General features: G+C 69.3%; 24 protein-coding genes and 1 pseudogene. 22 read left to right on the forward strand and 3 right to left on the reverse strand.

Annotated elements, in window-relative coordinates; genetic code table 11:
* Window positions 1–98: 98 nt before the first annotated feature.
* Entirely contained in the window at window positions 99–974 is an 876-nt protein-coding gene (locus tag DFQ59_RS19235) for a YihY/virulence factor BrkB family protein (protein WP_114281368.1), read from the reverse strand.
* A 439-nt stretch (window positions 975–1,413) separates the two neighbouring features.
* On the opposite strand from DFQ59_RS19235, the gene DFQ59_RS19240 reads away from it, so the two are divergent.
* The 7 genes from DFQ59_RS19240 to DFQ59_RS19270 all read left to right on the forward strand — a co-directional run bounded on the left by DFQ59_RS19240 (window position 1,414) and on the right by DFQ59_RS19270 (window position 9,978).
* Window positions 1,414–2,334: a cation diffusion facilitator family transporter gene (locus tag DFQ59_RS19240; RefSeq protein ID WP_114281369.1), complete on the forward strand. Its 921-nt coding sequence runs from the start codon at window positions 1,414–1,416 to the stop codon at window positions 2,332–2,334.
* A 79-nt stretch (window positions 2,335–2,413) separates the two neighbouring features.
* Window positions 2,414–3,727, forward strand: coding sequence for a hypothetical protein (locus DFQ59_RS19245; RefSeq protein ID WP_114281370.1), 1,314 nt, complete (start codon window positions 2,414–2,416; stop codon window positions 3,725–3,727).
* A 399-nt stretch (window positions 3,728–4,126) separates the two neighbouring features.
* Complete coding sequence (locus tag DFQ59_RS19250) at window positions 4,127–6,415, forward strand: clostripain-related cysteine peptidase (protein WP_114281371.1); 2,289 nt, start codon at window positions 4,127–4,129, stop codon at window positions 6,413–6,415.
* 13 nt (window positions 6,416–6,428) lie between these two features.
* Window positions 6,429–6,665: a hypothetical protein gene (locus DFQ59_RS19255; protein WP_114281372.1), complete on the forward strand. Its 237-nt coding sequence runs from the start codon at window positions 6,429–6,431 to the stop codon at window positions 6,663–6,665.
* 148 nt (window positions 6,666–6,813) lie between these two features.
* Window positions 6,814–8,214 (forward strand): radical SAM/SPASM domain-containing protein, encoded by a 1,401-nt coding sequence (locus tag DFQ59_RS19260; protein ID WP_114281373.1) that lies wholly within the window; start codon window positions 6,814–6,816, stop codon window positions 8,212–8,214.
* Between the two features lie 27 nt (window positions 8,215–8,241).
* Entirely contained in the window at window positions 8,242–9,309 is a 1,068-nt protein-coding gene (locus DFQ59_RS19265; RefSeq protein ID WP_114281374.1) for a radical SAM protein, read from the forward strand.
* A 144-nt stretch (window positions 9,310–9,453) separates the two neighbouring features.
* A complete protein-coding gene (locus DFQ59_RS19270) occupies window positions 9,454–9,978 on the forward strand; it encodes a paraquat-inducible protein A (RefSeq protein WP_114281375.1) in 525 nt (174 codons plus the stop codon).
* A gap of 2 nt (window positions 9,979–9,980) precedes the next feature.
* Here DFQ59_RS19270 and DFQ59_RS19275 read toward each other — a convergent pair whose 3' ends face one another.
* A complete protein-coding gene (locus tag DFQ59_RS19275; RefSeq protein WP_114281376.1) occupies window positions 9,981–10,793 on the reverse strand; it encodes a serine/threonine-protein kinase in 813 nt (270 codons plus the stop codon).
* Window positions 10,790–12,778: a nitrilase-related carbon-nitrogen hydrolase gene (locus DFQ59_RS19280; protein WP_114281377.1), complete on the reverse strand. Its 1,989-nt coding sequence runs from the start codon at window positions 12,776–12,778 to the stop codon at window positions 10,790–10,792. Before DFQ59_RS19280 ends, DFQ59_RS19275 begins: the two co-directional genes overlap by 4 nt.
* 241 nt (window positions 12,779–13,019) lie before the next feature.
* Here DFQ59_RS19280 and DFQ59_RS19285 point away from each other — a divergent pair, with 241 nt between their 5' ends.
* The 15 genes and pseudogenes from DFQ59_RS19285 (at window position 13,020) to DFQ59_RS19345 (ending at window position 25,001) form a co-directional block, all read left to right on the forward strand.
* A complete protein-coding gene (locus DFQ59_RS19285) occupies window positions 13,020–13,298 on the forward strand; it encodes a Flp family type IVb pilin (protein ID WP_114281388.1) in 279 nt (92 codons plus the stop codon).
* Window positions 13,299–13,408: 110 nt separating this feature from the next.
* Window positions 13,409–14,641, forward strand: coding sequence for a pilus assembly protein TadG-related protein (locus DFQ59_RS20135; protein ID WP_211315011.1), 1,233 nt, complete (start codon window positions 13,409–13,411; stop codon window positions 14,639–14,641).
* A complete protein-coding gene (locus tag DFQ59_RS19985) occupies window positions 14,632–15,417 on the forward strand; it encodes a hypothetical protein (protein ID WP_170142230.1) in 786 nt (261 codons plus the stop codon). The genes DFQ59_RS20135 and DFQ59_RS19985 overlap by 10 nt, the downstream gene beginning before the upstream one ends.
* On the forward strand, window positions 15,410–16,297 hold the full coding sequence (locus DFQ59_RS19300) for a hypothetical protein (RefSeq protein WP_114281379.1): 888 nt from the start codon (window positions 15,410–15,412) through the stop codon (window positions 16,295–16,297). The genes DFQ59_RS19985 and DFQ59_RS19300 overlap by 8 nt, the downstream gene beginning before the upstream one ends.
* Entirely contained in the window at window positions 16,297–17,004 is a 708-nt protein-coding gene (locus tag DFQ59_RS19305; RefSeq protein WP_114281380.1) for a hypothetical protein, read from the forward strand. Before DFQ59_RS19300 ends, DFQ59_RS19305 begins: the two co-directional genes overlap by 1 nt.
* Before the next feature lie 3 nt (window positions 17,005–17,007).
* Window positions 17,008–17,166: a hypothetical protein gene (locus tag DFQ59_RS19990; RefSeq protein ID WP_170142231.1), complete on the forward strand. Its 159-nt coding sequence runs from the start codon at window positions 17,008–17,010 to the stop codon at window positions 17,164–17,166.
* Window positions 17,167–17,207: 41 nt separating this feature from the next.
* Entirely contained in the window at window positions 17,208–17,987 is a 780-nt protein-coding gene (cpaB, locus tag DFQ59_RS19310) for a Flp pilus assembly protein CpaB (protein ID WP_147275297.1), read from the forward strand.
* Window positions 17,988–18,031: 44 nt separating this feature from the next.
* Window positions 18,032–19,309, forward strand: a complete 1,278-nt coding sequence (locus DFQ59_RS19315) for a type II and III secretion system protein family protein (RefSeq protein WP_114281382.1) — start codon at window positions 18,032–18,034, stop codon at window positions 19,307–19,309.
* The gene (locus DFQ59_RS19320) at window positions 19,309–20,988 is read left to right on the forward strand and encodes a TadA family conjugal transfer-associated ATPase (RefSeq protein WP_114281383.1); all 1,680 of its coding nucleotides are present in this window, start codon (window positions 19,309–19,311) and stop codon (window positions 20,986–20,988) included. The genes DFQ59_RS19315 and DFQ59_RS19320 overlap by 1 nt, the downstream gene beginning before the upstream one ends.
* Entirely contained in the window at window positions 20,981–21,829 is an 849-nt protein-coding gene (locus DFQ59_RS19325) for a type II secretion system F family protein (protein WP_170142232.1), read from the forward strand. The genes DFQ59_RS19320 and DFQ59_RS19325 overlap by 8 nt, the downstream gene beginning before the upstream one ends.
* Window position 21,830: 1 nt before the next feature.
* The gene (locus DFQ59_RS19330; RefSeq protein ID WP_114281385.1) at window positions 21,831–22,736 is read left to right on the forward strand and encodes a type II secretion system F family protein; all 906 of its coding nucleotides are present in this window, start codon (window positions 21,831–21,833) and stop codon (window positions 22,734–22,736) included.
* A 32-nt stretch (window positions 22,737–22,768) separates the two neighbouring features.
* Entirely contained in the window at window positions 22,769–23,131 is a 363-nt protein-coding gene (locus DFQ59_RS19335) for a DUF192 domain-containing protein (RefSeq protein WP_211315012.1), read from the forward strand.
* A 56-nt stretch (window positions 23,132–23,187) separates the two neighbouring features.
* Window positions 23,188–23,496, forward strand: a pseudogene (locus DFQ59_RS20665) (FHA domain-containing protein); the annotation flags it as partial.
* A 591-nt stretch (window positions 23,497–24,087) separates the two neighbouring features.
* The gene (locus DFQ59_RS20415) at window positions 24,088–24,510 is read left to right on the forward strand and encodes a hypothetical protein (protein WP_245937338.1); all 423 of its coding nucleotides are present in this window, start codon (window positions 24,088–24,090) and stop codon (window positions 24,508–24,510) included.
* The gene (locus tag DFQ59_RS19345; RefSeq protein WP_114281387.1) at window positions 24,510–25,001 is read left to right on the forward strand and encodes a tetratricopeptide repeat protein; all 492 of its coding nucleotides are present in this window, start codon (window positions 24,510–24,512) and stop codon (window positions 24,999–25,001) included. Before DFQ59_RS20415 ends, DFQ59_RS19345 begins: the two co-directional genes overlap by 1 nt.
* Window positions 25,002–25,365: the final 364 nt, after the last annotated feature.

Below are 25,365 nucleotides of genomic sequence, written 5' to 3' on the forward strand. Positions count from 1 at the left end.
ACACGGAACACGGAACACGGAACACGGAACACGGAACACGGAACACGGAACACGGAACACGGAACACGGAACACGGAACACGGAACACGGAACACCAACTACTCCGTACGCAATCCCTCGTCCGGCCCGTCCCCGTCTCCGCTGCGCTCGTACTCGGCGATCACCTGGGCCCCCAGCAGGAGGATGATCGCCGCCGCCTCCAGGCTCAGCAGCACGATCACCGCGCTGGCCAGGGAGCCGTAGATGACGTTCACGAAGGAGAGGGTGGAGAAGTACCACGTCAGCAGGTGGCGGGTGATCTCCCACAGCAGCGCCGCGGTCGCCCCGCCGATGAGGGCGTGGGAGAGTGCCAGCCGGCCCACCGGCATCACCAGGTAGAGGGAGGCGAGCAGCAGCGCCTCGCCGGCCACGCCGAGGCCGTAGACCAGCCAGCCCGGCAGCGGCCCCACGGTGAAGGTGCGGCCCAGCAGGGTGAGCCCGTCGGCCTCCATGCTGTGCAGGGCGCCGGTGACCAGGCTCACCAGCAGCAACCCCGCGGCCAGCAGCAGGATGTAGCAGTAGGGGATGATGGCCGAGACCAGGAAGTGGCGGCGGCGGATGGCCACCCGGTGGAAGAAGATCACCGACATGGCGTTCTCCAGCACCGTGAAGGCCAGCGAGCTGAAGAACAGCAGCACCGCCAGGCCCACCGTCCCCACCACCTTCCAGTTGTCCAGGAACAGCGCCACCTGCGCCATCAGCGCCTCGGCCCGCACCGGCGCCAGCAGCTCCAGGTAGGCGCGGGTGATCTCCAGCAACGGCTCCCGGTCCACCACCTGGGACAGGCCCACCAGCAGCAGCGCCGCCATGGGCACCACCGAGAGCAGGGTGTAGTAGGCCACCGCCCCGGAGAGCAGGAGCCCCTGGTTGGCCCGGAACCCGGCCAGCACCCGGCCGAGAAAGGTTGCCCTGCCCTTGACCCGCAAATCGGTCATCAGAGCCCCCCGGAAGCGTCAGGACAAGGCGCGGCGCGCAGGGAAGGGTGGTTCCCTTTCGAAGCGCCGCAAAGCAGGACCGGCGCTTCCGGGGGGCTCCCTTCGGGCGCGCCGCTGGGCGGCCATCCGCGGCGTTGCACCCTCTTGAGGCAGAGCAACTGCCCCGGCGAGGATGCGCCTTGCGTCTGACCGCCCAGCGGCTCGCTGAGGGCCGATTTGCGGGTCAAGTGCAGGGCCGGGGGGCGGGCGGGGTCGCGGGCCGCGCGGGTGGATGACTCGGACATGGGTATCCTGGTCGGGGATCTCTCCTTTCAGCTTAGCGCGGATTGCCCGGCTGGCGGCCGCGGGGCGGGTGAAAATCCGGGGGTGACGGCGCTGCCCGGGCCCATGGCGCCCGCGCCCCGGCAGCGGCTATCATCGCGGCACAGGGAGCCGCGCCATGCACGATCACTCGCACCACCACAACCACAGCCACGATCACCACGACCACCACCACGGGGCCACGGGGCGGGTGCTCTGGATCGCCCTGGCGGCGACCCTCGGCTTCGCGGTGGTGGAGGCGGTGGCGGGCTGGTGGTCGGGGTCGCTGGCCCTGCTCGGCGACGCCGGCCACATGTTCAGCGACAGCACCGCGCTGGGGCTGGCGGCGCTGGCCGCCTGGGTGGCGCGGCGGCCGCCCTCCACGCGCCACTCCTACGGCCTCGGGCGGGCCGAGGTGGTGGCGGCGCTGGTCAACGCCCTGCTGATGCTGGCGGTGGTGACCGGCATCGTGGTGCACGCCGTGGAGCGGCTGCAGAGCCCGGTGCCGGTGCGCGGCGCGGCGGTGCTCGGCGTGGCGGCCCTGGGGCTGGGGGTGAACGTGGTCGTGGCGCTGCTGCTCAGCCGCGGCGGCGGCGGCCTCAATGTCCGCGCGGCCCTGCTGCACGTGCTCGGCGACCTGCTGGGCTCGGTGGCGGCGCTGCTCTCCGGCGCGGTGATCCTCTACACCGGCTGGATGCCCATCGATCCCCTGCTGTCGCTGCTCATCTGCGCCATCATCCTGTTCTCCAGCCTGCGCCTGCTGCGCGAGGCGCTGCACATCCTGATGGAGGGGGTGCCGGCCCACATCACCCTGGAGGAGGTGGGACGGCGGATGGCGGCGGGCGACGGCGTGCGCGAGGTCCACGACCTGCACGTGTGGACCCTCTCCTCGGGGCACGTGGCCCTCTCCGCCCACGTGGTGGTGGAGGATCTCGGCGCCTGGCCGGCGGTGCTCACGGGCCTGCGGGTGCGGCTGGAGGAGGAGTTCGGCATCACCCACACCACCCTGCAGCCCGAGCCCCTCGACCGGCCCCTGCGTCCCATGCCCTATCCGCGCTGAGGGGCCGGCGGCCCGATCCCGGCGACGCTCCCGGGGCGGTGGGGTAAAATCCCGACCTCCACTGTCAGACGACCCCCCCATGCCCCCGGATTCCACCTCGCCGCCCGGCCGTCCCACCCGCCCCCTGCTGGCCGGGGTGCTGCTCTCGCTCGCCGTGGCGGCGGCGGTGCTGCACGCCTTCTGGCCGGCCTTCCCGCGGCTGGTTTCGGGCCTGGCCGGCTGGGGCGCCGGCCTGCTGCTGTGGCCGGGCCTGCCCGTGCGCACCCGGCGCCAGGTGCTGGCGCTGCTGGCGGTGGGGGTGGCGGGGCTGGCCTGGGGCTGGAGCCGGGGCGTGGCGCCGGACCTGGCCTGGGCCCTCTCCGCCAACGCCGCGCTCATCGCCATGCTGGCCGCGGTGAGCTTCCTGCGCCTGGTGAGCGATCCCGGCGGGGAGGGCGCCCGGACCCTGCCCACCGGCCCGCGGGCGCTCGGCTCCACCCTGCTCGGGGTGCACCTGTTCGGCGCGGTCATCAACCTCTCCACCGTGTTCATCATGGGCGACCGCCTGGAGCGGTCCCGGGGGCTGGAGCGGCGCGCGGTGATGGTGCTGGTGCGGGGGTTCGCCGCCGCCGCCCACTGGTCGCCCTTCTTCGCCGCCATGGCCGCGGCCCTCACCTTCGCCCCGGGGGCGCAGCTGCAGCCGCTGATGGCGGTGGGCGTGCCGCTGGCGGCGGTGGCCCTGCTCATGACCCTCTACGACGCCCGCCGGGTGGGCGGCGAGCCCTTCACCGGCTACCCCATGAACCTGCGCGGGCTGTGGCTGCCGGGGCTGCTGGCCGCGGCGGTGCTGGCGGCCCATGCCTTCGCCCCGGCGCTGCCGGTGCTCGGCATCATCACCCTGTTCGCGCCGGCGCTGGCGCTGGGGGTGATGCTGCTGCGCGGGCGCGAGGGGCGGGTGCTGCTGGCCCGCCACGTGGGCGGCAACCTGCCGCGCATGGGCAACGAGCTGGCCCTGTTCCTGGCCGCGGGGGTGATGGCGGCGGGGCTCGGCAGCGTCTTCGCGGCGCTGGGCGGCTGGGTGCCCTTCACCGGCTACGGCGTGATGGAGGCGGGCATCACCCTGGCGGTGATGGTGGCCATCGCCCTGGTGGGCGTGCACCCGGTCATCGGCGTGGCGGCCTTCGGCACCCTGCTCGCGCCGCTGCACCCCGATCCCAACCTGCTCGCCATGACCTTCCTCGCCGCTTGGTCGCTGGGGGTCTCCAGCAGCCCCTTCTCGGGCATGAACCTGGCCCTGCAGGGGCGCTACGGCGTGCCCGCGCTGGACTTCCTGCGCTGGAACCTCTTCTACAGCGTGCGCATGATCGCCGTGACCGTCGCCGCCATGGCGGTCTACGTCGCGCTGCGGGGCTGATTCGGCGGCGGCCGGCGGGCGCGGCGCCGGGGGAAGGATCGGGATCCAGGCACCATGCTGTTCCTGAGGACCGGGCGGCGCCGGCCATGCAACGTACCTTCGGGCGGGTCAGCCGCCAGCTGCGAGAATCGACGGGAGTCCCATGAACGCAACCGATGCCCCCACCGCTCCCAGGTGCCCGCCGGCAACGGCCGCAGCGACGTGCCCGAAGCCGCCGGGAATCTCGCGATCCCGGGGCAGGGTGTCCCGCTTGGTCTGGATGCCCCACTGTCAGGTCGGTAAGCTAATGGGCAGCTGCACGCACGCAGGCTGCGTGTAGACGAGCTGCCGCAGAGCCGGTGATGCTCCGGGCCGGCCTTGGGCTGGAAAAATGGATGCTCGACAGGGAGAGTCCGTCAAATGCCGGAGACGGTACGGAAGAGGAAGAGCTGGACGCTGATGATCTACATGGGGGGGTTCAACGACCTCGACCCCTTTGTGCTCGAGGATCTGCAGGAGCTCGAGACGGTGGGCTCCACGGACAGCGTCAACATCATCGCCCAGTTCGATCTGGCCGGAGAGGCGGGGGTCGCACGGCGGCACTACATCACCCGCAACCGGACCGGCGGCGCGTTCGCCTCGCCAGAGGTCGGCCACACGCGTACCGAGCCCAACGTGGGGGACCCGCGGGAGCTGCTCGATTTCGTCACCTTCTGCGCGAAGAACTACCCTGCGGAACACTACATGCTGACCTTCTGGGGTCACGGACTCGGTGTGTTCGACAAGAAGGCCGCGGACACCGGCCGGGTCAACCTCTCCCGCGCCGCCTTCTCCAATGTCCCCTACCAGCTGGGCGGTGCCCTGGCCAAGCCCGCGCGGATCGAGGACGTTCTGGCGAAGCTCGTCATCATCGACCCGGAGACGGGCGACGCCCTCACCGATCGTGAGATCGGCGAACTGAGCGCCTCCCTCCGCGCGGCCCTGGGGCAGAGACTCGATGTGGTGCACTTCGATGCCTGCTACATGGCCACGCTGGAACTCGCCAGACAGTGCGCCGCCTTTGCCGACCACATGGTTGCCTCCCAGTACATCGTGCCCTATCAGGGCATGCCCTATGGCCTGAACGGTATCGCTGCGCTGCTCAACGGCAGGCCCGCGCCGGACCGGCTGGCCACCGGGCTGGTGGAGGCGTTCCGGGCGTTCTACGGGGATCGGATGCACAAGGACGAGATCCGCGCCACCATCTCCGCCATCGACCTCAGGCGCGTGCCGGCCCTCGGGGCGGCACTCGATGTGCTCGCGGACGAGCTGAAGGTCTATATTGCGGACCACCCCATGGAGGCCCTGGTCGCACTCAGCGCAGCGCGGGAGCGGACGCGTCCGAACTTCGGTGTCAGTCCTTACGAGTGGGATCCCGGTGACGACATCGTCGACCTGTTCGCCCTCGCGCGGTCGATGGAGGGGGGCGGGGTGCCGCAGCGGGTCGCCGATGCCTGCGCGGCGGTCGGTGCCCTGGCCGGCGAAGTGGTCCGCGCCGAGGCGCACGGCGGCAAGGACTTCTCCGGGTCGCCCCACCTCACAGGGCTGACCATCTACCTCCCGAAGTTCCGCGGCGACACCGCCAACCCCTATCCTGCACGGGTGATGGACTATCCCTACCAGTACCGGCTCAACAATCCCCACTGGTTCGGTTTCATCGACAGGTTCCAGTTTCCCACCCAGACGGTGTCCGTGGACCTCTCCGGGGCGACCCTGGAGATTTGCGCCGCCGAGGGAGCGGCGATGCTGCGCGGCGGGCGATGCGACATCGCCTCGTTCGATACCGCCGCCCGGCAGGTGGGCGTCTCCCTGGGGGCGATCCGGCTGCGCCTGGGGGTGCAGCGCAGGACGGAGATCCGCTGGCGTGTCCAGCAGGGGGCATGGTCCTGCGAGGGGCGGATCAGCGCCGCGGCGGATGCTGAGGCGGCCATCGAATGGGACATGCCCACGGACATCGCCGGGGCCACACTCTCCTTCAGCGTCCTGGAAGGCGGGCAGGCCTTCGAGGTGCAGCAGGTGCCCGTGAGCCTGTTCCAGCGCCGGGCCGACTGCCTGCTTGTGTGCGCCGACGACGACATCCGGCTGGGAGAGGAAGCCAGGGGGAGCGTGGATTATCTTCCGCTCTCCCGCGTGGATGGCCTCGGCACGCGAATCATCGCCGCCTACGCCGATGGCGCCGTCATCCGCTCGCAGCCGCGGCTGACCGATGACTACGGTCTCGGCCCGGAGGAGTTGCGGACCTACCTCGCGCTGCTCGAAGGCGGTGGCCATCTGGTGCTCGTGGGTCGGGACATCCGCTATGCCATCGAGACGGCACAGAACGCAGAGGCGCAGGCGCTGCTGGCGGGCGCGGGGGACCTGGGCTGGTCGGAGCCGGAGTTCGCCACCGCCGGCGGGCCGGTGGAACTGTTGCCCGTTGCGGGCGGGCCACTGGCGACGCTTCCTGCGGTCCAGATGGAGGCAGGTGACCTTGAGTACGCCGACGTGTTCACCCCATCCGTGGGCACGGTTCTGCTGCAATTTGCGGGCTTCGGTGCCTGTGCAGTGTTACAGCCGTGCGGTCGCGGGAAACTGAGCTGGGTCGGTTTCAACCTCTCACTGCTGCCCCGTCCCTGGCTGGTTGCGTTCCTTGGATCCTTCGGTAGAATCAAAATTCCTCATAATCAATAAGGAGAAGGGAGTCATGCCGGAAGAAAAAGCGACGAAGGTCTACAAGCTGCGGGTGCGCATTCCCAAGGGGATGACCGTCGAAATGGTGCTGGAGCCCGTGGACGCGGTGGGGGAAGGTGAGGCGGAGACCGAGCAGGGCCGCATCAAGTGGGGGGACGATCATCTGAGCTGCTGCGTGGATGGCGCCGTGGTCTCCCCCGTCAGCACGATCAATGCCCAGCCTGACCGCCCGGGCGGCGATCGCCGTTAGGCACGACCAGGCACCACCTGGGCAGTAAGCGGGAGACTCGCCGGTGCGGCGCCTGTCGGCGGGCGCCGCACCGCGTTCGTGCCGGGCGCCTCCGTTGCCGCCGGGCGGCGGTGATCCCTCCCCTCTCCACCTTGGCCGCTGAGCGAGCATGAAGGTCAGCCAGTACACCCTGATCTTCCCCTTTGACGGGAAGTTCCTGATCCTGAACAGCCTGACCCAGGCCCTCAGCATCGTTCCAAAGCCCTATCACGATCTCCTCCAACGGATGAGAGCCGGGGTGGCGTTCCCGGACGATGACCATCATCCGCTGGTCGACGAGCTCTACGAGCAGGGTTTCCTGGTGCCGGACAGCACCGACGAGACGGTGTTCGCGCGGTCGCAGATGGCCGCGATCCGTCCGGTCCTTTCCGCCCAGTTGCGCCAGGAGATCGTGATCGTCCCCACCTTCTCCTGCAATCTGACCTGCGCCTACTGCTTCCAGCATGCGGGCCGGCACGACGGCGAGGCCCGGGTGCCGGTCAATACCCTCGCCTCGAGCGATGTCATGTCCGGGCCGATGATCGACGCGGCATTCGATGCCGTCGACGCGTTCCCGGGCGCCGGGCAACGTGTGATTACCCTTTTCGGTGGCGAACCGCTCATCAACTCACCGCGCCTCAGGGCGGCCAACGAGCGCATCTGCCGCAAGACCCGCGAGCGGGGCTGGGATCTCCGTATCTACACCAACGGCATCGATCTGGTGGGCAGCACGGACCTGGTCCGGGCCTACCGCCCGGACTTCCAGGTCACCTTCCACGACTTCTGCGACAGGGCGGGGGACTTTCGTGAATCTCCCCTCTTCCGCAAGTGGCTCGCGGGCATCAGGGCCGCGGCCGCCGAGGGGGTGCGCGTGACCATACGCATCAATGTCTCCGCGGCGGATGTGGATCTGATGCCCAATGTCTGCCGCCGCTTCGTGCAGTCGGGCTTGTTTTCTTCGAAGAACGTTCGCGCCTATTTCACGCCGGTGCTGAACAAGAACTTCGGGGAGGCGGGTTACGATCAGGGGGCGATGCGCGTGCTCGGACGGCTGCTTGACCTGCGGCAGATGAATTCATCCATGCAGGCGGTGGACTTCATCGGCTGGAAGGTGCTGGACTACTTCAAGGCGATGGGGGGAAACCGGGATGTGCCAGTGCCCCGGTTCGTGCGCTGTCCCGCCATGGAGAACCTGCTCTGCTTCGATGTCAGCGGCATGATCTACCCCTGCTACGAGCTGGCCGGCTTTCCCCAGTATGCGGTGGGCTCGTACTACCCGAAGCTGGCGCTGGACCGGGAAAAGTACGCCCGGTGGCAGTCGCGCACCATTCTCCACGAGGCGGCGCGGAGCTGTGGCGCCTGTCCCACGGCCACCGTCTGCGGTGGAGGCTGCGCCGCGGACTCGCTGCGCCGCGAAAATGACCTGCATGCGGCGTCCTGCGAGGTGACACCGGCCGAGTTAGGCCACTTCATCGAGCGCCATCCCGAACTGGTCCGGCGGGCCATCTCCGGAAAGCGGCTGTTCGATTGAGCGTTTCGAAGGATAAGGAGCACCACTTTGAGCCTGGACGTCCCGGTCGGAGATATCAGCCCACACTCCTTCGGCCTGCTCATGACCCGGCAGTGCCCGGCCCAGTGCGATCACTGCGTCATGCACTCCACGCCGAAGACGCTGGAGACCGTCGACGTGGTGACGGCCGAGAACTACATCGAGGCGGCAGCGCGCATCGGGCACGGTTCGCGGGCCTTTCGCGAAAAGGGCAAGCTCCCCTCGATTGCCTTCTCCGGGGGCGATCCCTATGTCCAGCCGGAGCTGTTCAAACACCTGATCCGGCATGCCACCCGCATGGGGCTGCGCTCGGAGGGCGCCACCAGCGGCTTCTGGGGCCGCGGCCGGAGGCGCTGCTTCACCTACCTCGAGGAGCTCAAGGATTGCGGGCTCCACCATGTGGGGTTGTCATGGGACGACATGCACGCCCCGTACGTGGCGGCGGAGGCCATCCGCAACATCATCGATGCCGTCATCCACCTGGACATGAAGCTCACGATCAACGTGCTCCAGTACCGGGGATCGACCATCACGGTCGAGAATTTCTGGGAGTATCTGGGCGTCTCCCCGGAGCAGGCGGCGGCTTATGAACGGAGCCCCAGCATTCTGCGCGTACGGGAGAACCACTACTGCGAGGTGGGACGGGGAAAGCAGCACGGGGATGTGGTTCTCGACCCCCGTCGTCACTACACGGAAATGGATCGCTGCGACTTCGCCATCCAGTCACCGGTGATGGACTGGAACGGTGACTTCTTCTGCTGTTGCGGCTTCTCCAACTATGATTTCCATGAGAGCCTCGAGGAGTCCCCGCTGAAACTCGGCAACTTCAATGGTCTTGGTGTTGACGGGATGGTCGAGGTCTACGAGGCCATGAAGCACGATCTGCTCTTCCTGCTCCTGTACCTGGTGGGTCCGGCAGGATTCCTGCGCGAGATCCTGAAGGACAACCCGGGCCTTTCGAGCCGGACGCAATACTGCGGCCAGTGCGATGTCTGCAATGAGCTCTGGGGCAATGCCGACCTCCTGGAGCATGCACCCGCCACACTCGAGCGTCTTGCCAGGCAGATGGGCATTTAGTGCCGGCAAAGCACGGAGTGGGAGGCCGATATGGGCCGATCCCGGCCATTCGCATACGATCGGGGACCATCGCGCCGGCCTGAAACAATCCTGCTATCGTAGTGCCCTCGCCGGGAGCCACCGGCCATCAACGCCTTCCCGACCATGACCGACCCCGCGCTCCAGTCCATCGCCGATCGCTTCCCGCGCCGCGCCCTCGCCCTGCGGCTGCTGCTGCTCGGCACCCTGGTGTTGCTGCTGGCCGGACTGTTCGCGCCCATCATCACGCTGGAGAAGCTGCTGTTCGTGCACAACACCTTCTCGCTCGCCTCGGGGCTGGTGCAGTTGCTGGGGGAGGGGCAGGTGCTGGTTTTCCTGCTGGTGGGCGGCTTCAGCGTGCTGCTGCCCCTGGCCAAGCTGGTGGTGCTGTTCCTGTTCGTGGGCCGGCACTGGGCCGACCGGACCCGCCTGCACCGCTACGTGGGCTGGATGCACCGCTACGGGCGCTGGTCCATGCTCGACGTGTTCGTGGTGGCGGTGCTGGTGGCCACGGTCAAGCTCGGCGCCGTGGCCAATGTTCAGGTCCACTACGGCCTCTACCTCTTCGCCGCCGCCGTGCTCCTCACCATGGCCGCCACCGCCTGGGTGATGCGGCTGGCCGATGCGCTGGAGCGGGAGGCGGGAGCCTGAGCTCAACCCGGCGCCTGCGCCCCGGCCAGTTCCGCCAGGGCGGCGCGGGCGCTCCGGTAGCGGGCATCAGAAGCGGGCGCGAGCAGCCTGGCCAGCACCCCGGCGAATTCCCGCTGGACAGCAGCCGGGTCCAGGCGCGGCGGTTCCGCCGCCAGCACCCGCGCCTCGCCGGCGCTGCGGCCGGGATTCCAGTGGCGGGCGGTCAGCAGCTCGTAGAGGACAATCCCGGCCTGGTAGAGATCGCTGCGTTGGTCCCAGGGCTCGCCCCGGGCCTGCTCGGGCGAGAGATAGCGGGGCTTGCCCACCGGGCCCGCGCCCCGGACCCGGCCGGGGTGGAGCGTGCAGGCGCACCCGAAATCGATGAGGTGCACGGTGCGCCGGGCGTCCACCAGGATGTTCTCCGGGCTGACATCACCGTGGAGCACGGGCGGGTCCAGTTCGTGCAGGATCTGCAGCCGCCGCAGCAGCCCGGTGCCGATCCGCCGGGCCGGCGCCGGGTCCAGGGGTGCGGGCGTGCGGCCGGTCGCCGTGGACCACAGGCGGTCCAGCGGCAGCCCGGGGATGTATCCATAGGCTAGGCAGGGGCGTCCGAAGAGCCGTCCCGCACGGATGAGCTGCGGAAAACCGGGCCGCCCCCGCAGGCGGGCCAGCACCTCGCCGTCCCGCTCCAGCCGGGTCCGGGCCGCGTGGCTGTCCGCCAGGTCCCCGCGCAGCACCTTGAGGGTGATGGCCCCGCCGGCAGGAGCGGGCGGAATGGCGCGCAGGATCTCCGCGTGTCCCCCGCGACCCAGGTATTCCACCTGGATCCGTCTCATCCCGGCGCCCCGTCCCAGGGGCGGGCGGGGGTGACGAGAAACAGCAGCTTCCCGCGCCAGGCGTCCAGGAACGCCGGGGTCCGGATGGCCAGTTCGCGTCCCCGCAACGGCGAGAAGAGCAGGACCCGTTCGGCATCGTAGGCGCGCACCGCCACCGTCTCCCCGGAATGCAGCTCGGCGAGGGCCGGTCGCGCCGGCGTCGCCCGGGGCAGCGCCTCCCGATCCACGATCATCGTTCCGAAGCCGTAGCTGGCGTTGAGGGTTTCAATATCCGGATCGACGGTGCCGGTCCGCGACAGCAACCGTATGCGTCGGGTGACGCTGTCCCGGGTCTCCGGGAGCCCGTGACTGCGCAGCAGGTAGGCCAGGGCGCCGGCGAATGCCGCGTCGGGATCCCCGGCCCGCAGATGGCTGTAGTCGTTCTGCTCCGGGGCGAGCTCGGGAACGAAGTCGGCAAGTTGGCGATCACCCGGAGCGAGGTGCCGGGCCAGGTACTCCTGGCGGCTCCAGGCCGACTGGGCGAGGCACAGGGGCAGGGACGCCAGGGCCAGGAGGAGGGTGCCGGCGGCACGGGCGGCACTGACGCGCCGGCCGCCTTTCCGGCGCTGCGCGCGGACCAGCGCGGTGAGGATCGAGGCCATGCCGGCGAGCCAGAAGAGGGCGTGCCACGGCAGCCGGTGCCGGGTGAACAGGGTGGGCTCTGTCCGGGGTTCCACCGCCGCGATGATGTGGCCGGAATGGAACCGTTCCAGACCGGCGCGGGTCGTGCCGTCGGGTCCGATGATGGCGGAGGGGCCGCCATTGGCGGCGAGAACGGTGGTGCGCCCGGTCTCCACGGCCCGCAGCCGGACCATTTCGCGGTGAAGCAGGGAGAGAAAGGAGGGGCCGGCGTAGGCGTCGTTGCCGGCGACCACCAGGAAGCCGGCCCCGGCATCCGCGAGGCGGCCGGGGACCGCGTCGAAGGCCGCCTCGAAGCAGACCAGGCTGCCCGGCAGGCCCGGAAGTCCGCGGTGGGGCCGCAGGTCGGGCCGGGTCCCATAGGCGTTCTCCAGGAAGGGGATGTTCCGCTGCTTGACGTGGCGGTGCAGGACGCGGCCCGAGGCGGCGATGGAAAAGACGGCGTTGAGAAGCGCACCGTCCGGGGCGAGATCCGGTGCGGCCACCAGCATCGCCGTCTCCAGCTGCCGGGCCAGGGCGGCGGCGGGACTGCCGTCCTGCAGCCGGAACTCGTACTGGCCGAAGGGGATCTCGGGCCAGATCAGCAAGTCGGGGCGGGAACCGTTCCCGGCGGCCCGCCGGGCCATTGCCGTGCGCCTGGCCGCCAGCTGTTCCAGGGCGTTGCGTGCGGCGGGGGCCGCCGTCTCCCGGGGCGGGATGTCGGTCTGCATCACCGCCACGGAGATTTGCGGCCGGGGAGCGCCGTGGGCCATCGGCGGCGTGTCCGTCGACGCCATGGAAATGACAGCGGCCAGGAGAGCCGCGCTCCAGCGGCAGGCACTGGATCCGGCCTGTCCCAGGCTGCGGGCCAGCAGGATCTGGAACGCTACCAGCAGCAACGTGACCAGGTGGTGTCCTCCCAGCGCCGCCGGTGCGAGCCAGGCCGGTTTGCCGGACAGCAGCAGGGCGAAGCTGAAGGGCAGTCCCGCCTGTTCGGCGGCGAGTTCCACCAGGACCCAGGCGGGCGGGACCAGGAGCAGCGGGAGCGGCCGGGTGGAGAGCCGTGCGGTGATCCCCGCGGCGGCCGCGCACAGCAGCGTGGTGAGCGCCACGGCGGCGATGAAGGTGCGCAGCTCGTAGCCCAGTGCGCCGAGGTAGACGTGGCAGCCCAGGACCGTACCGAACACCGTGCCCTGCAGCGCGGCACCACGCGCCCCGTGCCGCTGCGCGTGCAGCAGCAGTGGTACGAGGCTGACGGCCCCGGCGACGGGGAGGCCGACGGGCGGCAAGGCGATTGCGGCAAGAAGGGCGCTGCAGAGACCCCACATGGCGACTTCCTGTCATTCCCGCGCGCACATCCGTTGCGCCGGGGAGTCTGGTTGGTGAATGCCTGGGGATACTAACCCAAACCGGGCAAAGTCTCAGTGAGCGGACGCGGCGCCCGGCATGCGGGACTGATCTGGATCAATGCCCCGGATTTGACCTGCCTTGTCATCCTCTGGTAAACATCAACCGTCCACGGAAGGGCGCACCACATCGTGTTTCAAGGAGGAGACACTCATGGCCAGGATGGCTGCTATCCAATCCCCCCGGGTCCGCAACGCGCTGCACCAGCGTGGTCAGGGCCTGTCCGAATACATCATCATCGTCGCTCTCATCGCGGTCGCCGCCATCGGCGTCGTGGGTTTCTTCGGCGACACCCTCAGCAACCAGATGGCGGGCATGGCCATGGAAATGGCCGGCCAGGGTGGTGACACCGCCCAGCAGACGGCCACGGCCCAGGCCGCCTCGGCCCAGGCCAACGCCGCCACCGCCAAGACCCTGGACAACTACGCGAGCGCCAACTGACCGCCGCCCGGCGCAAGCCGGCGCGGGGCGCGTCTGCCCCGTACCGGTTGACGCCGGCTGCGGGGGTGGCGGCGATTTCCGGACGGTATCGGTTGCGGAGAGGTCTCCTCATGGCTCATCAACGGGGCCAGGCGCTGGTGTCGGCGCTGACGTTCCTGGTCATTGGCGTGGTGACGCTGCTGGTCATGTACAACACCAGCCAGGTCACCGTGGAGAAGAGCCGCCTGGTCAACGCCGCCGACGCCGCCGCCTACAGCGGCGCACTCTACGTGGCGCGCAACCTCAACTTCATGGCCTATACCAACCGGGCATTGATCGCGAACCACGTGGCGGTCGGTCACTTCGTCAGTTACATGTCCTGGATGCGCTACGTGCAGAGCACCAGCCGCCGCCTGTCCCAGCTGAGCCTGCTGGCGGCGGCGATCCCGGGCGTGGGTCCGGTGCTTGCCTATGCCGGCCAGGTGCTGGACCGCTGGGCGGAGGTGACCACGCGGGGGACGGAGCTGTTCGGGGAGGTCTACGTGCCACTGGCCGACTCGCTCAACCGCATCATCTCGGCGGTGCAGATGACCTCGCGCGCAAGCCTGGGCACGTCACTGGATGGCGGGCAGGCACTGGCGGGCATTCACGGCCTGATGGAGGCGGCGGCGCGGGCCCATCACCCCGCCATCCGCATCAATGTCCCAGAGACGATGGAGGATGCCGGGTCGGCGCGCTACGCGGGGGAGATTGCCTTGGAAAACGCCGCTCTCAGCCGTTTCATGCGCTTCTACCGGGCCGGGGATGACGGCGGCCGGATGGAGCGCATGACGGACCTCAACCTGGGCCATTCGGAGCGCTGGATCCGGAGCCGTGAATGGCGGCCGCGGGATCTGAGCGTGCCGTTCCTGATCCGCGTCCGCAAGCAGGGCAGCACCCGCCAGCGGCTCGGTGACGGCCTGTCCGACTGGAACGCCAGCGACGAGCTGCTGCACTGGCGCTGGTCCTGGTCGAAGATGGAATGGAAGCGGAAGGGCTCCATCGGCAAGGGCCGGGCGAGCGCGCGGGAGTTCGACGATACCTACGCGGGGATCGACACCTATGCCGGCCTGACCGATGGCCGGGAGGGGCGGGATCCCAGCCTGAGCCTGACCGCCTATGCCACCCTGCCGGTGGACAACATTGACACCCAGTCGCAGTTCGGGCTTGCGCCGGGAACCCGCCGGCTGGCGGCGGTGGCCCGGGCGAGAATCTATCACCGCCGACCCGCGGCGCCGGATTTCGCGCCGTTGGGGCGGGGGGAGTACGCAAACCTCTACAACCCCTTCTGGACCGTGCGCATGGAGGCGGTGCCATGGCGTTGATGTGCTGCATCCTGGCTTCGTCACTGGCGCTGGCGGGCGCTGCGCCCGGGTGCGGCAGGGCCGAACGCGCGCTGCGCATCGAGTACCGGGTGCATGACGCGGCACTGGCGGAGGGCTATCGCAGATCGGGCGCCCCGGCGGAGGTTCGCGGACCCGAGCGCCGGGTGCTGATTCTGCGTGGAGCCCAGCGCTGGGAGCACCTGGCGGGCCGGTACTGGATCCTGGACACCCGGCGGCTGAAGCGGGAGAGCGCGGCGCTGGTGCTGCGCGGACTGGCCGAATCGCCGGTGCATCTGGGCCGCAACGGGTCACCCGCGCCGGAGCTGCCGCACCGGATCGAGGAACGGGAGACCATCCGCATCGACACGCCCGGATTCAGCCTGGAGTATGAACCGGGCAAGGGCCGGGGCCGGCTTCTCCCGGGCTCGCGGGAGTCGACTGCGGGGCCCTCCGCGTGGACAGGGATCCCGGCACTGGCGCAGCGGGCGGCAGGCCTGGTTGCGGAACAGCTGGCGCTGGTGCCGCTGGGGGAGGGGCGGGTGGCGGGCTATCGCTGCCGCAGGCTGGCCACCGGTGAGAGGAACGGTGAGCGGATGACCACCTGCATCGCCGATATCGGCGGCCACGAGGTGCCGCTCGAGATACGGCTGGAGCGCGCCGCCGGCGACTATGTGGAAACGGCGCTGCGGGTGAATGAGGATGCCTGTGCGGCGGATGCCCTGTTCACCCTGCCGGTGGAACTCCGCCGTGACCAGGAGTCGGACCGGCATGAGTAGTCGCCTGACCCTCATTCCGTCAGCCCGTGGGCGCTGCTCCGGGACCGCCCTGGCCGAGTTCACCGTAGTGCTGACGGTGATGGTGCCGTTGTTCCTGGCCGTTCCCGTCCTCGGAAAACTGCTCGACATCAAGCACCAGACGGTGAGTGCGAACCGTTATGCCCTGTGGGAGCGGACCGTGTGGTCGGATCCGGGGGCAGGCTGGAACGACGAGGAGAACAGCAAGTCGGACCACCGGCTCGGCGCAGAGCTCGAGGCGCGATTCTTCGGTCACCCGGCCAGTGGCGTGCAGGCGGAAAAAACGGACAACCCCCTCTGGCATGACCACGCCGGGCAGGCCCTGATCGCCACTGCCGGCGGGGCCGGTGCGAGGCTCAGCCTCGTGGAGCAGGGCACGCCCGTGCGCACCCTCGGGATGGATGAGTTCGCCCATGCGGGACTGGGCGGTGTTCCGGTGCTCGGCCAGTTGACCGGCGGGGCGGCCAGGGCGCTGAACGGCCTCGGCGGCCTGGTGCCCGAGTGCGGCGCGGGAGTGGATGTGGCGCGGGGGCTGAACCTGGGCCGGCAGGGCTTCGCCCGTGCGACGGTGGTGACGCCCGCGGTCGCGCCGGTGGTGGTGGCGGGGCGCCTGGAGTTCGCGGCGGGAGGAGCGCTGCTGACCAATGGCTGGTCGGCGCCGCGGAATGAGCGGGGTTTCCAGCACCGGGTCGACCGCCTGGTGACCGATGAGCTGGTGGGGTGCGTGACGGCACCCGGCCGCTACACCTTCGGGAATATCGCCCTGGGGCGCAACCGGTTCCTCTTCGGCGAGGGGCAGAACAGCCATCCGGTGGAGGCGGCCGTGGACTCGACCGGACTGATCGAGGAGTACATCAGGTAATGGGTGGCGCAGTGGCGACCGGCCGCCGGATCCTGCTGCTGTGGATGGTCGGGGCCGGTGCGCCGGCGGGCGCCGCGGATATCCCCGAGCCGGGACCGCCGCTGGTGATGCCGGGCATGGCGGTCTACCAGGTGGCGGAGCGGATCTCCTTCAACGGCGTTCCCATGCATATCAGCGGTTTCACGGCCCCGCTGTCCGCCGAAGAGGTGCTCGCCTTCTATCGCCGGCAGTGGGGTGGAGCGGAGGAGCGTCAAATCGTGGAGAAGAAGGTCGGGCAGTTGCATGTGCTGGGCGGTGAACATTCGGGCCGCTACCGGTCCCTGCAGGTATGGGACCAGCCGCAGGGCTCGGAGGGAGTGCTTACCGTCTCCGCCGCGGGTGACGCCATGAATCCGTCGCGTGCGACGGAACTGCCGCTGATGCCGGGTACGGAAATCCTCTCCACGATCGCCTCCGAAGACGGGGACCGGCGGGCCGAGAGCCTCTTTGCGGTCAATGCGAGCCCGCTGGGTGTGAATGCCCGCTGGCTGGACGGGCAGTTCACGGTGGCGGGTTGGGTCCTGGTGGAGGACCGCCAGGTTGAGGAGCCGGGCGCGCGGGTGTTGCTGTTCCGGCGCGACCGGGAGTGGTGCGAGGTGCGGCTGCTGCGCGAGGGAGCCGTCCGGCAGGGCCGGACCACGCTGCTCTACAACCGGGTTGAGGAGTGAGCCATGGTCCGGAGGCAGGGAGGCTGCGCCGGATTCTCGACCGTCGAGTACATCGTCGTCGTCCTGCTGCTGGCGCTCACGCTGTGGGCCGGGATGGACGGGGTCCTGGCGTTGATGCGTGAACATCATGCCGAGTACACGTGGAGCATGGCGCTGCCCTGAGGGCACGTGACCCGCTCGCGGCGCAAAAGGGAGGAATCGGATTGGCGGTAGCGAAGGGAACATGGATGTTGCTGGCGGGGACGCTGCTGAGCGCCGGAGCGGGGGCCTATTTCACGGATTCCTACATCAGTGATGAGCTGACTTCCGCGCAGGAGCGCCTGGAGCGCGAATACAAACCCGAGCGCGTCGTGGTGCCGAAGCGTGATCTGCGCGCCGGTGAAGTGCTGCTCTACGAGAACCTGGCGGTCCGCCCGGTGCCGCGCGGGTTCCTGCACCAGGATGCCGTCTACCCGGAGGCGGTGGACAGCATTGTCGGCCATCGCCTGGTGCGTCCGATCGCCAAGGGCACGCCTGTCCTCTACGGCCACGTGGCCGAAGCCCGCGGGGCGGGTTTCTCGACCCTGGTATCCGCGGGCAAGCGGGCACTCACATTTCCTGTGGACCAGGTCTCCTCGATGGCGGGGCTGTTGCGGCCCGGCGACCGGGTGGACCTGCTGGCGACGGTCCGGATCGATGGCGGGAGCCATACCGTGCCGCTGCTGGAGAATGTCACCGTCCTCGCCACCGGGCAGAGCGTCGATGACCTGGGCGAACCGGAGCGGCGCGAGCGCTACCAGACCATCACCCTGCTGGTGGACCCCGGGTCGGCATCCCGGATCACCCAGGCGCGGGAGATCGGTACGGTCACCGTCGTGCTCCGCGGCGCGGAAGACAACCACCTGGCCTACGCCGGGTCTCCCTCGTTCGATGACCTGCTGGGCGGTGGGCGGGGCGGCGGGCGCGCATCCCGGGTGGAGATCATCAGGGGGGGTGTGAATTGAGCTTTCCGTATCGGGGGGCGGCGGTCGCGTCAGGAAGGATCCTGGTGCTGCTGCTGATGGTCCAGTGTGTCATGGCGGTGAAGCTGTACGCCGGTGAACGGACAATCGATCTTCATGTCGGGCAGACCGAGCTGCTGAAACTCGGCGGCGTGACCCGGGTCTCCATCGGCAGTGGCGGGATCGCGGACGTGAAAGTGGTGGAGAACGACTCCCAGGTGCTGGTGATCGCCAAGGAAGCGGGATACACCGACCTGCGGATCTGGACCCGCGACGGAAAATCCCGCCTCTATGGCCTGCGGGTCACGACCCGGCCCCTCGGCGCCGTGCTCGAGCAGGTCAGCCTGCATCTCGAGGGGGTGGAGGGCGTGCGGGCCCGGGTTGCGGGCGAACGGATCGTGCTCGAAGGGCGGAGTGTGCGCCGGGCCGACTTCGAGCGCGCGGCCGAGATCGCACGGCAGTTCCCCGGGGTGGTCAACTACGTCACCGATGGCGGCATCACCCTGCAGGGGATGATCCTGCTGGACGTGAAGGTCGTGGAGGTGAAGAAGAGTGAGCTGACCCAGCTGGGGGTCGACTGGGTGGACGTGATCGACGGCCCCACCTTCGCCTACCTGGGCGACTACCGCGCCAACGGCGTCTTCCGCGGCACCCAGGCGCCGGTGGGGCCGGGTGTGACCGCACCGGCCCTGCCCCTCGATGTCGGCCAGGGGAACGTCTTCTTCGGCCTGGCGACGCGCATCACCTCCGCCATCAACCTGTTGGTGAGCAATGGCGACGCACGCCTGCTGGCGGAACCGAAGCTCACCTGCCGGAGCGGTGGCGAGGCCCAGTTCCTGGCCGGGGGCGAGGTGCCCATCCCGATAACCGATCGGGACGGCGCGATGGATGTCAGCTTCAAGAAGTACGGCATCATCCTCCACATGCAGCCGGTGTCGGATCCCGATGGCTACGTCTCGACCCACCTCAAGGTGGAGGTCAGCACCATCGATCCGTCGGTGAGCGTACAGGGCATTCCCGGCTTCCTCACCCGGCTCACGGAAACCGACATGAACGTCAGGGAAGGGGAGACGATGGTGCTGTCGGGTCTGTTCAGCAACGAGCGCAGCAAGGACGTGGACAAGGTGCCCGGGCTGGGTCATCTCCCGATCATCGGCGAGCTGTTCAAGTCGCGGAAATTCAAGAACAGCGAAACCGACCTGGTGGTGCTGGTCACGCCCTATCTAGTGGATCCGGGGCATCGGCGCAGTCGGGAGCTGATCGAGCACGCCCGGGAGCTGCAGCAGTCCGCCGCGGAGGGTCCGCGGTTCCGGTGGATGGACTGATGGTGTTCACTCTCCGCATCCGGACAACGGCCGGCGGAGCCAGCACCATCAAGCTGTCTCCGGGCCTCTACTGCGCCGGGTCGGACGAGGCTTGTGAGATTCGCATCGACGACCCCTACGTCTCCCGCCGGCACGCCGAGCTGAGGGTGGCCGGCGGGCAGGTCAGCCTGCGCGACCTGGGCAGCACCAATGGCACCCGGATGGGGCGCGAAGCCATCACCGGCTGGCACGACTTCACACCGGGAACCATCGTGTCCCTCGGGACGACGGCACTGGAACTCGCCACCGAAGCCAGGGAGCAGCTGCTGCCGGTACCGGTTGCATCAAGATCAATTCACGGGGAGGCCATTGGGATGACTCCGGAGACCCCGCTGTTCCGTGAACTCAAGCGTGAAGTGCACAGCCAGGTGCTGGAATACCTGGACCTCCACCGGCGCGCCCAGATGCATGCGCTGAACCAGGAGGAGCTGCGCGGCGAGGCCCTGGAGGCCGTGCGTGCGGTGATCGACAGCGGCAGGATCGAGATTCCGGGCGCGGTGTCGAGGGACCGGCTCGAGCGGGAGGTGGTGGCGGAGGCCGTTGGCCTCGGTGTCATCGAGGGTTTCCTGGAGGACGAGGAGATCAGCGAAATCATGGTCAACGGACCGGACCAGGTCTACGTGGAGCGGCGCGGAGTCATCGAGCCCACGGGCATGCGCTTCACCGGCACCGCGTCGCTGTTGAATATCATCGAACGGATCGTCACGCCCCTCGGCCGCCGGATCGACGAGGGCTCCCCGATGGTCGATGCCCGCCTGCCGGACGGTTCGCGGGTGAATGCCGTCATCCCGCCGCTGTCCCTGGTCGGGCCGGCGTTGACCATCAGGAAGTTTTCCAGCCGGCGGCTGGGCGTCGCCGACCTCGTCAGCAACGGCACCTTGAGTCCACCGATGGCCGAGTTCCTGGAGCTCTGTGTCCGCCACCGACGCAACATCGTGGTGTCCGGAGGGACGGGCTCGGGCAAGACCACGACCCTGAATGTGCTTTCCAACTTCGTGCCCGAAAACGAACGCATCGTCACCATCGAGGACGCGGCGGAACTGCGGCTGCACCAGGCACACGTGGTTTCCCTGGAGAGCCGGCCGCCCAATGTGGAGGGGCGCGGCGCGGTGAGCATCAGGGATCTGGTCCGGAATGCCCTGCGGATGCGCCCGGACCGGATCGTGGTCGGCGAGTGCCGTGGAGGGGAGGCGCTGGACATGCTCCAGGCCATGAACACCGGGCACGACGGTTCGCTGACCACCGGCCACGCCAACGCGCCGCGGGACTTTCTCTCCCGCCTGGAGGTGATGGTGCTCATGTCGGGCATCGAGCTGCCGATCCGCGCCATCAGGGAGCAGATTGCCTCGGCCGTCGACATCATCATCCACCAGTCCCGCTTCAGCGACGGAAGGCGGAGAATCACCGCCATCGTCGAGGTGGACGGCATGGAGGGCGATGTCATCCTCCTGCAGGAGCTGTTCCGCTTTCAGCAGACCGGCCGTCGGGCCGACGGTGGTATCGCCGGCCGGTTCAGGGGCTGCGGCCAGGCGCCCGCGTTCTACACCGAACTGGAGCAGGCCGGCGAGACGCCGCGGCGGGGATTGTTCGGAGAGCTGGACGATGACCTCGAACCGGACGGGTTCGGCGGCCATGGCTGAGGCCCATGCGTCCGTCCTGCTCGGCGCCGTTACCGGCCTGGCGCTGTTCATGCTCCTGCGGCGCTACATCGGCGGCGGCGTGCAGTTCTACCGCCGGCGCTTCATGGAACAGGTCGGGACCGGGCTGCGCCACTCTTTCATCAGGCTCGATCCCCGTTATCTCTTCCTGCTCAACACGGCCGCGGCGGCTCTGGCGGGGGGCGCCGTGTACCTGTGGGCCGGGCCGCTGCTCGTGCCCCTGGCGGTCGCCGCCGTTGCAGCGGCGCCCTATCCCGTCATCTCGATCCTGCACCGGCGCCGGGTCAAACGCTGCATCCAGCAGCTGCCCGACGCCCTGCGCTCCATCGCATCGGCGCTGCGAGCCGGCACGAGTCTCGGGCGGGCGCTGGAGCAGACGGTCCGGCAACAGGCGCCGCCCATCACCCAGGAACTCGCGGTCGTCCTGTCCGAGTACCGCATGGGCCGTTCCCTGGAGGGGTCCCTGGGGGGGCTGCAGGCCCGGCTCGATCGACCGGAGATCGCGCTGCTCAGCTCGGCGCTGGTGGTGGCGAGCGGCGTCGGGGGGAACCTGGCGGATACGCTCGATTCGCTGGCGGACAGCATCGAGGAGAAGCTGAACATGGAAGGCAAGATCCGCAGCCTGACCGCCATGGGCCGGATGCAGGGCTGGGTCGTCGGGATACTCCCGCTGCTGGTCTGCGCCTGGCTCTTCCTGCACGACCCGCTGTCGATGCGCCCGCTCATCACCGAACCCCTGGGCTGGGGGCTGCTCGGGATGGTAACGCTGATGATGGCGCTGGCCGTGGCGATGATCCGCAAGATAGTGAATATCGACGTCTGACATGTACGCGCTCTCGCTCATGTTCGTGGTGCTCGCCATCGTGCTGGCACTGCTGTCACTGGCCAGTCTGCACCGGCAGCGGCCGCACGGGGAGGACGACTCATGGCGCGACCGGCTGCCGTTGCTGTTCAGGCTGGTGCGTCCCGTCGTGGGGCTGTTCGCCCATCATGTGGCGGAGCGCATGAATCCCGGTTACCGGGACCTGCTCACCGAGCGCCTCCAGCGCGGCGGGGTCGGCTATGTCATGCGCCCGGAGGAGTTCGTGGTCACCCGGCGCATGGGGCTCGTCACCGGCGTCATCCTCTGCCTTATGCTCATGCCCCTGGCCGGCGAAGCGGCTTCGGGCTGGCGCCTGGCACTGATTGCCGCCGCGCTGCTGTTCATCCCCCTGGGGCTGCTGTACCCGGATCTCTGGCTCCGTGATGCCATCAAGCGGCGCCAGGCCCTCATCCAGAAACAGTTTCCGTTCCTGCTCGATCTGATCGTGCTGACCATGCAGGCGGGTCTCAGTTTCGCCGCGGCGCTGGGCCATGCGGTCGAGCGCCTGCCCGCGGGTCCGGTCCGGGAGGAGATGCGGCGGGTGCTGCGGGAGACCCGCACCGGCGTGACGCGCCGCGAGGCGCTGGGCCGCCTCGCCCGGCGTACCGGTGTCAGCGCGGTGCGCAACGTGGTGGGCGCCATCAATCATGCCGAGGAGACGGGGGGCGAGCTGGCCGGCATCCTGCTTTCACAGGCCCGGCAGCTGCGCAGGGAGCGTTTTCTGCGGGCGGAGAAACTCGCCAACCAGGCGCCGATGAAACTGCTCCTGCCCCTCATCGGGCTGCTCTTTCCCGTCACCTTCCTCATTATCGTCTTTCCCCTATTCATCAAGGCGCGTGACAGCGGGACGCTCGCGTTCTTCTTCTGATGCCGGCAGCCGGTGCCATGGAGGGCAGGGCAGTGGAATTCGTTTACAACCAACGCAACAACACCCTGGTCGGGCGCAACATCGGCCAGGCGCGCTCCTTCAGGAAGCGCTTGATCGGCCTGCTCGGCAGGGGCCGGCTGCAGGCAGGTCAGGGGCTGTGGCTGAAGCCCTGCCGCGGGATTCACACCCTCGGCATGCGCTGCGCCATCGATGTGGTGTTCCTGGATGCCAGCCAGCGCGTCGTGGGTATCGAGCGCAGGCTTCCGCCGAACCGGATCCGCATGCAACTGCGTGCGGCCCGTTCCGTCCTGGAACTGCCGCCGGGCACCATCCGGGCGACCGACATCCGGCTGGGTGATCGCCTGGTGGCGAAGCGCGGGGGGCGCCGCCCATGACCCTGTCCATGGCGTGCGACCGGGATGGATGGTCGACGACCCCCCTGCTTCCGGCCATGGGCGCTCCGCAACCGACGCCGCTCGCGGATACTGATGACCGGGGGGTAATCCGGGAGGGTGGCCCGGACCGTGCGCCCTGGCTGTTCCTGCCCGCCACCGGTCGCTGGCTGGAACTGGCGCCGCTGCCTTTCGTGGTGGGCAGTGCCGGGGGTTGTGATCTGCGGATTGCCGGGGCCGGCCTGTCACGCCGCCACGCGGTGTTCGAGGCGGGCGCAGGCTGCTATCGGGTCAAGGACCTGTGCAGCCGTGCCGGGTTGCGGGTAAACGGTCAGCCCGTACGCCAGGTTGCGCTCGCGGAGGGCGATCGCCTGCACCTGGCCGGGATCGAGGTGATTTTCGCCGGCAGCCGCACCGCCCTGCCGGCAGCGATTTCCCCACGGCAGCGGCGCGGGCGGGGACAGCCCTGGCGGGCGTGGCTGAGCGTGGTCCTCGCCCTGTTGCTCACAATGGGCTACGGGAGCTACCGGCTCCGGTCCATGGACACAGAAGCGGGCCCGCGTGCGCACCCCGCTTCCGCAACGGTCGGCCCCGCCCAGGCCGCGGAGCGCCCACCGTCGGCCCAGCGCAGGCCGGCCCTTGGTGAACACCGCCCACCCGCGGCCCCGGGTCCGGTACGGCAACCGGTCCGGCCGGAGGAACCGGCGCCGGTTGCCGTGACCGTCCCTGAGCCAAAGCACGCCGTGAGTTCCGTGGCTGACGCACCACTTCCACCCGGATGCGGCTCGGCCTGTGACGATGCCGTTGCCGCCTATGGGGCCGGGGCCATGGAGGATGCGCTCAGGCAACTCCAGCTGCTTGCCGCCGATACGGACAGACCGGATCAGGTTCGCCAGGGGGCGCGCCGTGTTGGGCAGATCATCGCAACACTGGCATCCACCTACGGGGAAGGGCGGGCTTTGCTGGACACCGGGCGCAGCGAGGCGGGATTCGCCGCCTGGGCGCGGTTCCTGCGCCTGGAGGCGACGCTCGACCTGCCGGCTCCCAGCGCGCAGTCGGAGACGATACGGGCGCGGACCGCGGCCTACTATGGTGAGCGCGGCAACGCGGCGCTGGCGGCGGGTGACAGCCAGCGGGCCTACCGGCTCTGGCGTCGGGCCGCGGAGCTGGAACCGCAGGGCGCATCGGCGGCCGCCCTGGCCGATCTTGAGGAGCGGGCGCGGGCGCTGTTCCGGGAGGGTTACCGTCTCGAGACGGTCGACCTGAGACAGGCGGTTGCCCGCTGGCGCTCGGTGCAGAAGCTGGTTCCTCCGGGCACGGAGTATCACACCAGGGCCACGGCCAGGTTGCGCTGGTATGCGGACAGGGAGGGCGTGGAGTGATGGCGCAACAACGGCTGCGGGCCCTGGCGGCGGTCCTGGTGCTGACCGGACTCGCCGGGTGTGCGACCCGGGGTGGCGGGTCCGCCGCCGTTCCCGCCAATTACCAGGCCGCGGAGCAGGCCTATGCCTCCGGTCGGCTGGAGGAGGCGCAGCGCGGCTATGAGGCGGTGTTGGCGCAGGAGCCGGACAACGTGCAGGCCCGATTCCGACTGGGTACGCTCGCCCTGCGCCGGCAGCGTCCGCAGCTGGCGATGGCGCAATTCGAGGAGGTCCTGCGCCGTGCGCCGCGGCACGCGGGCGCCCACTACAACCTGGCCCTGGTCCACCTGGCGGCGGCCGAGCGGCACTTTCTCTACTATACGGCCGTCGCGCCCGCCGATGCGGAGGCGGATCGGCTCCTGGCGCTGCTGGCGGCCATCGAGGCATTCGCCGCCGCGCCGGAGCCGGGCACCGCCGTCGACGAGGTGCGCGAGGTGCTGCTGGAGCGGTGACTTTCCCGGCGGAACAGGGGGTTGGGCCGCCGGCGCGACACGCCGGGGGCGGGCGCCGGGCGGGCGGGATGTTTGCCGTGACACAAAAAGTTCACAGGCCCGCTTGACACCCCCGGGGTGCCCCCCTAGAATGCGCGCTCTCCCAACGACGGCGGGCAACGCCGGAGACGGGGGAAGAGAAGCGAAGCAGGACGGGACTAAACGAAGTGTTGACATCCCGCGGCGGCAAGGTAAAATGCCCGCCTCACGGTTCAGGCCAGTTCCTAACCGGGCTCTTTAAAAATTTGACGATCAAGTAATTTGTGTGGGCGCTTGCGTCGATGATTCGGGGTACTGAAATTTATCGATGGCAAGCAATCTCGTG

The organism is Thioalbus denitrificans (assembly GCF_003337735.1).
GTDB classification, from domain to species: domain Bacteria; phylum Pseudomonadota; class Gammaproteobacteria; order DSM-26407; family DSM-26407; genus Thioalbus; species Thioalbus denitrificans.

Excerpts from the sequence above, each read along its gene's own strand:
- DFQ59_RS19990 (WP_170142231.1), top strand. The coding sequence starts at position 17,008 with ATGGTCCGGAGGCAGGGAGGCTGCGCCGGATTCTCGACCGTCGAGTAC.
- DFQ59_RS19325 (WP_170142232.1), top strand. The coding sequence starts at position 20,981 with ATGGCTGAGGCCCATGCGTCCGTCCTGCTCGGCGCCGTTACCGGCCTG.
- DFQ59_RS19255 (WP_114281372.1), top strand. The coding sequence starts at position 6,429 with ATGCCGGAAGAAAAAGCGACGAAGGTCTACAAGCTGCGGGTGCGCATT.
- DFQ59_RS19300 (WP_114281379.1), top strand. The coding sequence starts at position 15,410 with ATGAGTAGTCGCCTGACCCTCATTCCGTCAGCCCGTGGGCGCTGCTCC.
- DFQ59_RS19275 (WP_114281376.1), bottom strand. The coding sequence starts at position 10,793 with ATGAGACGGATCCAGGTGGAATACCTGGGTCGCGGGGGACACGCGGAG.
- DFQ59_RS19250 (WP_114281371.1), top strand. The coding sequence starts at position 4,127 with ATGCCGGAGACGGTACGGAAGAGGAAGAGCTGGACGCTGATGATCTAC.
- DFQ59_RS19245 (WP_114281370.1), top strand. The coding sequence starts at position 2,414 with ATGCCCCCGGATTCCACCTCGCCGCCCGGCCGTCCCACCCGCCCCCTG.
- DFQ59_RS19270 (WP_114281375.1), top strand. The coding sequence starts at position 9,454 with ATGACCGACCCCGCGCTCCAGTCCATCGCCGATCGCTTCCCGCGCCGC.
- DFQ59_RS20135 (WP_211315011.1), top strand. The coding sequence starts at position 13,409 with ATGGCTCATCAACGGGGCCAGGCGCTGGTGTCGGCGCTGACGTTCCTG.
- DFQ59_RS19285 (WP_114281388.1), top strand. The coding sequence starts at position 13,020 with ATGGCTGCTATCCAATCCCCCCGGGTCCGCAACGCGCTGCACCAGCGT.
- DFQ59_RS19260 (WP_114281373.1), top strand. The coding sequence starts at position 6,814 with ATGAAGGTCAGCCAGTACACCCTGATCTTCCCCTTTGACGGGAAGTTC.
- DFQ59_RS19320 (WP_114281383.1), top strand. The coding sequence starts at position 19,309 with ATGGTGTTCACTCTCCGCATCCGGACAACGGCCGGCGGAGCCAGCACC.
- DFQ59_RS19345 (WP_114281387.1), top strand. The coding sequence starts at position 24,510 with ATGGCGCAACAACGGCTGCGGGCCCTGGCGGCGGTCCTGGTGCTGACC.
- DFQ59_RS19985 (WP_170142230.1), top strand. The coding sequence starts at position 14,632 with ATGGCGTTGATGTGCTGCATCCTGGCTTCGTCACTGGCGCTGGCGGGC.
- DFQ59_RS19280 (WP_114281377.1), bottom strand. The coding sequence starts at position 12,778 with ATGTGGGGTCTCTGCAGCGCCCTTCTTGCCGCAATCGCCTTGCCGCCC.
- DFQ59_RS19235 (WP_114281368.1), bottom strand. The coding sequence starts at position 974 with ATGACCGATTTGCGGGTCAAGGGCAGGGCAACCTTTCTCGGCCGGGTG.
- DFQ59_RS19330 (WP_114281385.1), top strand. The coding sequence starts at position 21,831 with ATGTACGCGCTCTCGCTCATGTTCGTGGTGCTCGCCATCGTGCTGGCA.
- DFQ59_RS19305 (WP_114281380.1), top strand. The coding sequence starts at position 16,297 with ATGGGTGGCGCAGTGGCGACCGGCCGCCGGATCCTGCTGCTGTGGATG.
- DFQ59_RS19240 (WP_114281369.1), top strand. The coding sequence starts at position 1,414 with ATGCACGATCACTCGCACCACCACAACCACAGCCACGATCACCACGAC.